Annotated in this window: 7 protein-coding genes; 6 read left to right on the forward strand and 1 reads right to left on the reverse strand. The window is 64.7% G+C overall.

Annotation, left to right across the window (positions count from 1 at the left end):
* The first annotated feature begins 63 nt into the window (after positions 1-63).
* Together L0D16_RS12030 and L0D16_RS12035 are read left to right on the forward strand one after the other, a co-directional pair.
* Positions 64-699 (forward strand): lysophospholipid acyltransferase family protein, encoded by a 636-nt coding sequence (locus tag L0D16_RS12030; protein ID WP_243032431.1) that lies wholly within the window; start codon positions 64-66, stop codon positions 697-699.
* A gap of 122 nt (positions 700-821) precedes the next feature.
* The gene (locus tag L0D16_RS12035) at positions 822-1115 is read left to right on the forward strand and encodes an HU family DNA-binding protein (RefSeq protein ID WP_114312806.1); all 294 of its coding nucleotides are present in this window, start codon (positions 822-824) and stop codon (positions 1113-1115) included.
* Positions 1116-1267: 152 nt separating this feature from the next.
* Here the strand turns inward: L0D16_RS12035 and ftsH are convergent, their stop codons facing one another.
* On the reverse strand, positions 1268-3166 hold the full coding sequence (ftsH, locus tag L0D16_RS12040; RefSeq protein ID WP_243032432.1) for an ATP-dependent zinc metalloprotease FtsH: 1899 nt from the start codon (positions 3164-3166) through the stop codon (positions 1268-1270).
* A gap of 125 nt (positions 3167-3291) precedes the next feature.
* Between ftsH and dnaK the strand changes: the two genes are divergently transcribed.
* The 4 genes from dnaK (at position 3292) to L0D16_RS12060 (ending at position 6831) form a co-directional block, all read left to right on the forward strand.
* Positions 3292-5151, forward strand: coding sequence for a molecular chaperone DnaK (dnaK, locus tag L0D16_RS12045; RefSeq protein WP_243032433.1), 1860 nt, complete (start codon positions 3292-3294; stop codon positions 5149-5151).
* Between the two features lie 62 nt (positions 5152-5213).
* The gene (gene gprE / locus L0D16_RS12050; protein ID WP_243032434.1) at positions 5214-5768 is read left to right on the forward strand and encodes a nucleotide exchange factor GrpE; all 555 of its coding nucleotides are present in this window, start codon (positions 5214-5216) and stop codon (positions 5766-5768) included.
* 3 nt (positions 5769-5771) lie between these two features.
* Positions 5772-6608 carry a DnaJ C-terminal domain-containing protein gene (locus L0D16_RS12055; RefSeq protein WP_243032435.1) on the forward strand — a complete coding sequence of 279 codons (837 nt, stop codon included), beginning with the start codon at positions 5772-5774 and terminating at the stop codon, positions 6606-6608.
* Positions 6595-6831 (forward strand): chaperone modulator CbpM, encoded by a 237-nt coding sequence (locus L0D16_RS12060; RefSeq protein ID WP_243032436.1) that lies wholly within the window; start codon positions 6595-6597, stop codon positions 6829-6831. The genes L0D16_RS12055 and L0D16_RS12060 overlap by 14 nt, the downstream gene beginning before the upstream one ends.
* Positions 6832-6936 lie beyond the last annotated feature (105 nt).

Here is a 6936-nt window from a genome sequence, read left to right on the forward strand (position 1 = left end):
CCCCGGTTTCAAAACCGGGGGATTATGGCCACCCACACCCCCCTTTTCTGTAAATTGGAACCCGTGGAAGCCCACCAGCCAAACCCTGTCTACCGGGCCACCTGGTATCTGGCCCGGTTTCTCCTGCACCTCCTCTTCGGTTATCGGGCAGAGGGCGTGGAAAACGTACCCCAGGAAGGCCCGGTCATTCTGGCCGCCAACCACCTCTCCATCCTGGATCCCATCGCCGTGGGGGCCGGGGTACGACGCCCCGTGAGCTTCCTGGCCCGGGCCGACGTCTTCCGTCTACCCCTGCTCTCCTGGCTTCTACCCCGGCTTTACGCCATCCCCGTGGAACGGGGGCAAAGCGATCTCTCCGCCATCAAAGGGGCCATCCGCGCCCTGGAAAGGGGTTTGGCCTTTGGCATCTTCCCGGAAGGAACCCGAAGCCGCACGGGTAAGCTCCAGCCCTTTAAGACCGGGGTGGCGGCCATCGCCCTGCGCACCGGAAGCCCCGTGGTACCCGTGGCGGTGGTGGGCACCGACCAGGCCTGGCCTGTGGGGCGAAAGCTCTTCCGGTTGCGCAAGCCCATCCGGGTGATCTATGGCAAACCTATACCGGTTCCGAAGCTGTCCCGCTTTACCCATCAGGAGCTGGAAATCTTGACCCGGGAGATAGAGGCCCGGGTACGGGAACTTTTGCCACCCCAGTACCGCTAGAGCCAATACTTCCGTTATCACACATTGCTTTACACAGGTATACAAATGGGTCAGAGTATTGCGTAGCCCCGTTCAAGCGTGCTATAGTCCTTGCGGAAGGGAAAAGAGGAAGGAGGTGAAGAATGGCAGCAAAGAAAACGGTCACCAAAGCGGATCTGGTAGATCAGGTGGCAGCCGCTACGGGCCTTAAGAAGAAGGACATCAAGGCGGCGGTGGATGCGTTCCTCTCCAAGGTGGAAGAAGCCCTCTCTGGGGGGAACAAGGTGCAGCTCACCGGCTTCGGCACCTTTGAGGTGCGCAAGCGCAAGGCCCGCACCGGTGTGAAGCCCGGCACCAAGGAGAAGATCAAGATCCCCGCTACCCAGTATCCCGCCTTCAAGCCGGGCAAGGCTCTCAAGGAAAAGGTCAAGAAGTAACGTATTCCCTTCCCCTGGGGGGCCTTGGCCCCCCAGGTTTATTTCCAGCCTCAACCCCTTTCCTACCGTTTGGTTCGCTAAGCCCCACCGGGATAACACCCGCACCAGGGCCTTTCCTGGGCCCCCACCCTGGCCCAAGCCAGGAGGGAAGGCTATCCAGCGCCACCCAAGGCTCCCCCCGGCTTGACCTTGGGCACCACCCGGGGGGTTTCCTTTTCCGGACGCTCTTGGGGCGTCTCCCCTTGGTCCTCCCCGTCTGGCTCCAGGGGCAGACCCTCCACCACCTTCTGGAACTCCTCAGCGGTAAGGGTCTCCCGCTCCAAGAGGGTTTCCGCCACCCGCTCCAGGATTTCCCGTTTCTCCTGCAAGAGGTTTTTCACCCGCCCGTATTGCTCCTCAATGAGGCGGCGCACCGCCTCGTCTATGCGCCTGGCGGTCTCCTCCGAGTACTGGCGCACGTCGTAACCGCCCAGATAGGTGTCCTCACGATGGGCATAGGCCACGGGCCCAAACTCGGGATGCATGCCCCATTCGGTGATCATGCGCCGGGCCAGCTCCGTGGCCTGGCGGAAGTCGTTTTCCGCCCCCGTGGTCACGTCCTCAAAGATGAGCTCCTCCGCCGCCCGCCCAGCCAAGGCCACGGCGATCTGGTCCAGGAGGCGGTTTCGGCTCCAGTGGAGCATGTCCTCCCGCCTGGGCATCATGAAGCCCAAGGCCCGGCCCCGGGGCACGATGGTCACCTTGTGCACCCCATCGGCGTGCTCCAGGAAGTGAGCGGCCAGGGCATGCCCTGCCTCATGGTAGGCGGTGATCCTCCGGTCCCGAGGGGTAAGGACCAGGCTTTTCTTGGCCGGGCCCATCATCACCCGATCGGCGGCCTCCTCGAGGTCCTTCATGGTGATCTTCTTCCGGCCTTCCCGGGCCGCCAGGAGGGCGGCCTCGTTCAGGAGATTTTCCAAGTCCGCCCCTACAAAGCCTGGGGTGCGCTTGGCCAAAAGGGCCAGGTCCACATCCTCCGCCAAGGGCTTGCCCCGGGCGTGGATGCGCAGGATCTGCTCCCGGCCCCTCACGTCCGGGGCATCTATGGCCACCTGGCGGTCAAAGCGGCCCGGGCGCAGGAGGGCCGGGTCCAGAACGTCGGGGCGGTTGGTAGCAGCCATGACGATGATGGTGGAGTCCTTTTCAAAGCCGTCCATCTCCACCAGAAGCTGGTTTAGGGTCTGTTCCCGCTCGTCGTTGCCGCCTCCCACCCCCGCACCCCGCCTGCGGCCCACGGCATCGATCTCGTCAATGAAGACGATGCAAGGGGCATGGCGCTTGGCGGTTTCAAAGAGGTCCCGGACCCTGGCCGCCCCCACCCCCACGAACATCTCCACGAAGTCCGAGCCGCTGGCGGTGATGAAGGGCACCTTGGCCTCTCCCGCCACCGCCCGGGCGATGTGGGTCTTCCCCACCCCCGGGGGGCCCACCAGGAGGACGCCTTTGGGAATCCTGGCCCCCATCTCGTGAAAGCGGGCGGGGTTCTTCAGGAACTCCACGATCTCCTTCAGCTCCTCCTTGGCCTCCTCGGCCCCGGCCACGTCCTTGAAGGTGACCTTGGGGGCCTCGGTAAGCACCTTGGCCCGGCTCTTGGTGAAGCTGAAGGCGGAGTCCGAGGGCCCGGAACGCCCCGCACGGGAGAAGTAGAAAAGCGCCCCAATGAGAAGCCCCACCAAAAGGAGCGGCCAGAGGAAACCCAGAGGGTTTTGGCCTTGGGGAGGCTCCACCCGCACGCTCACGCCCCTTTTGGTCCAGGCCTCGAGGGTCTGATTGTCGGGAGGGCTAGCGGCGTAGGTGGTGAAGGTGGACCCGTCGGTTAAGGTGCCTTGGATGCGGGTCTCCCCAGCCCGCACCACCACCTCCTTCACCCTGCCCGCCTGCAGGTCCTCGAGGAAGGTGGTGTAGTTGACCCCGCTTGCCGGGTTCCCCGCTGTGCCCGCCAGGCTAAAGGCCCAGGCCAAAAGGAGCAGGCCCAGGATGAAAACCAAAAAGTTCAAAGGAAGCCGGGACATGTCTTCTCTTAGGGTACACGGCAAACGGGGAATCCGGGTAGTCCAGCGCACCATGATATACCTACACTCAACTCTCTTGACACATCAAAGTGGAATGCTCTATGCTTAAGGTGCGAGGTGTAGCTATGGCCAAGGCAGTGGGCATTGACCTGGGTACCACCAACAGCGTGATCGCCGTCATGGAGGGCGGCAAGCCGGTGGTGTTGGAAAACGCCGAGGGGGAAAGGACCACCCCCAGCGTGGTGGCCTTCCGGGACGGGGAGACCTTGGTGGGCCGCATGGCCAAGCGCCAGGCGGTGCTCAACCCCGAGGGCACCATCTTTGAGATCAAGCGCTTTATTGGCCGCCGCTTTGAGGAGGTCCAGGAGGAGGCCAAGCGGGTGCCCTACAAGGTGGTCCCCGGGCCCGATGGCGGGGTGCGGGTGGAGATCAAGGGCAAGCTCTACACCCCGGAGGAGATCAGCGCCATGGTCCTCCGCAAGCTGGTGGAGGACGCCTCCAAGAAGCTGGGAGAGCGCATCACCAAGGCGGTGATCACCGTGCCCGCCTACTTCAACAACGCCCAGCGGGAGGCCACGGCCAACGCCGGGCGAATTGCGGGCCTGGAGGTGCTCCGCATCATCAACGAGCCCACCGCCGCCGCCTTGGCCTATGGCCTGGACAAGAAGGGCAACGAAACCGTCTTGGTCTTTGACCTGGGCGGTGGCACCTTTGACGTGACGGTGCTGGAGATCGGCGAGGGGGTCTTTGAGGTGAAGTCCACCTCCGGGGACACCCACCTGGGCGGCAGCGACATGGACCACGCCATCGTGAACTGGCTGACCGAGGAGTTCAAGCGGGAGTACGGGGTGGACCTCAAGGCGGACCGCCAGGCCCTCCAGCGCCTGATTGAGGCGGCGGAGAAAGCCAAGATTGAGCTTTCCAGCACCCTGGAGACTACCATCAGCCTCCCCTTCATCGCCCTAGACCCCGCCAGCAAGACCCCCTTGCACCTGGAGAAGAAGCTCACCCGGGCCAAGTTTGAGGAGCTCATTGAGCCCCTTCTGAAGCGCCTTAGGGGCCCCGTGGAGCAGGCCCTTAAGGATGCGGGCCTGACCCCCGCCCAGATCGACGAGGTGATCCTGGTGGGCGGGGCCACCCGGGTGCCGGCGGTGCAAAGGGTGGTCAAGGAGCTATTGGGCAAGGAGCCCAACCGCTCCGTAAACCCCGACGAGGTGGTGGCCATGGGGGCCGCCATCCAAGCGGGGGTCCTTATGGGGGAGGTGCGGGATGTGGTCCTCCTGGACGTCACCCCCCTCTCCTTGGGGGTGGAGACCAAGGGTGGGGTCATGACGGTCCTGATTCCCCGGAACACCACCATCCCCACCCGCAAGTGCGAGATCTTCACCACCGCCGAGCACAACCAGACCGCGGTGGAAATCCACGTCCTCCAGGGCGAGCGGCCCATGGCCGCGGACAACAAGAGCCTGGGCCGCTTCCGACTCGAGGGCATCCCCCCCATGCCCGCGGGGGTGCCCCAGATTGAGGTCTGCTTTGACATAGACGCCAACGGCATCCTCCACGTGACCGCCAAGGAGAAGTCCACGGGCAAGGAGGCCTCCATCACCATCCAGAACACCACCACCCTCTCCGAGGAGGAGATCCAGCGGATGATTGAGGAGGCCCAGCGCCATGCGGAGGAGGACCGGCGTCGCCGGGAGCACGCCGAGCTCAAGAACACCCTGGACTCCACCCGCGTCCAGGCGGAGAGGATCCTCCAGGAGAAGCAGGGTACCCCGGAGGCCAAGGCCCGCCTCGAGGCGGCCATCGCCCGGGCCAAGGAGCTCTCGGAAAAGGACGCCTCCGACCCCGAGCTGAAAGCCGCCACGGAGGAGCTTTTGCAGGCGGTAGAGGCCTATGAGAAGGCCGCCACCGCCGGGGCCACCGGGGGATCCAGCCGCGGCCCTGACGACGTGATTGACGCCGACTACAAGCCCGCCGACTAAAGCCCCCCTGCCCTGGCCCCTGCCAGGGCAGGGGCCTCCCCTTACCCCCTTTCGGAGGAAGCATGGAGAAGGAACGCGAGAAAATCCCACAAGAGGAGGCCGCCCAGGTGGAGAAAGACCTCCAGGCGGTAGGCCAGGAGGCCTTGGCCCTGGAACAACGCCTCCTGGCCGTAGAGGAGGAGCTCCGAGCCCTAAAGGACCGGTACGTGCGCCTCCTGGCCGACTTTGACAACTACCGCAAGCGCATGGAGGAGGAGCTTAGGCTCCGGGAACGGGAGGGGACCCTCCGGGCGGTCCGCGCCCTCCTTCCCGTCCTGGATGACCTGGAACGGGCCCTAGAGTTCGCCGAGGCCAACCCGGAGAGCATCCTCCAGGGGGTGAAGGCGGTGCGGGAAGGCTTCTTCCGCATCCTGGCGGGGCTTGGCATTGAGGAGGTGCCTGGGGAAGGAGAGGCCTTCGACCCCCGTTACCACGAGGCCATCGGCCTTCTCCCGGGAGAACCGGGCAAGGTGGCCCGGGTCTTCCAACGGGGCTTCCGCCTGGGCGAGGCCCTGGTGCGCCCGGCCCGGGTGGCCGTGGGTGAGGAAAAAAGCCCAGAAGAAGAGGGCGTGGAGTAGGCCATGAAGGACTACTACGCCATCCTGGGGGTACCGAGAAACGCCACGCAGGAGGAGATCAAACGGGCCTACAAGCGCCTGGCCCGCCAGTACCATCCTGACGTGAACAAAAGCCCCGAGGCCGAGGAGCGCTTCAAGGAGATCAACGAGGCCTACGCCGTTCTTTCCGACCCGGAAAAGCGCAAGGTCTATGACACCTACGGCACCGCCACCCCTCCCCCACCGCCGCCCCCGGGTGGGTACGACTTCTCCGGGTTTGACGTGGAGGACTTTTCCGACTTCTTCCAGGAGCTCTTCGGGGGCGGCCTCTTTGGGAGCATGGGGCGGAGGAGGCCAAGGAGAGGCCGCGACCTCAGGGCCGAGCTTCCCCTTAGCCTAGAGGAGGCCTTCCACGGGGGTGAAAAGGTGGTGGAGGTGGGGGGCAGACGGGTTTCCGTGAGGATCCCCCCAGGGGTGCAGGACGGGAGCACCATCCGCCTGGCGGGCCTGGGCGGGCCTGGGGAGCCCCCAGGGGACCTTCTTCTCACGGTGCGGCTTCTTCCCCATCCCGTTTTCCGTCTGGAGGGCCAAGACCTCTACGCCACCCTAGACGTCCCGGCCCCCATCGCCGTGGTGGGGGGTAAGGTGCGGGCTCCCACCCTGGAAGGGCCGGTGGAGGTCACCATTCCCCCGAGGACCCAAACGGGGAGGAAGCTCCGGCTAAAGGGCAAAGGATTTCCCGGCCCCCATGGCCGCGGGGACCTTTACCTGGAGGTGCGGGTGGTGATCCCCGAGCACCTCTCCCCCGAGGAGGAGGCCCTTTGGCGGAAGCTAAAGGAGGTGCGGTATGCTGGCGCGTAGCCCCTATATATCCATGGAAGCCCTGGCGGACTACGGCCTTTCCTTGGGGGTGGTGCGGGCCTACGTGGAGATTGGCTTCGTGGAACCCTTGGTGTGGGAAAGCAGCTGGTACTTCCGGGAAGAGGACCTTTTGCGCATGCTGAAGGCCGAGCGCATCCGCCGCGACCTGGGGGCCAACCTGGTGGGGGCGGCCTTGGTGGTGGAGATTTTAGAGCGGTCGTGACGACTCCCTGTTCTGAAGAACAGGGCTGCAAGATACGGGCTTCGCCCGTGACCTCAGGAACGATGAGACTGCTTGCCCAGTGCTCATCCCTGAAGGCTCCGTCCG

Origin of the sequence: Thermus altitudinis (assembly GCF_022760835.1) — a bacterium.
Taxonomy (GTDB): Bacteria; Deinococcota; Deinococci; order Deinococcales; family Thermaceae; genus Thermus; species Thermus altitudinis.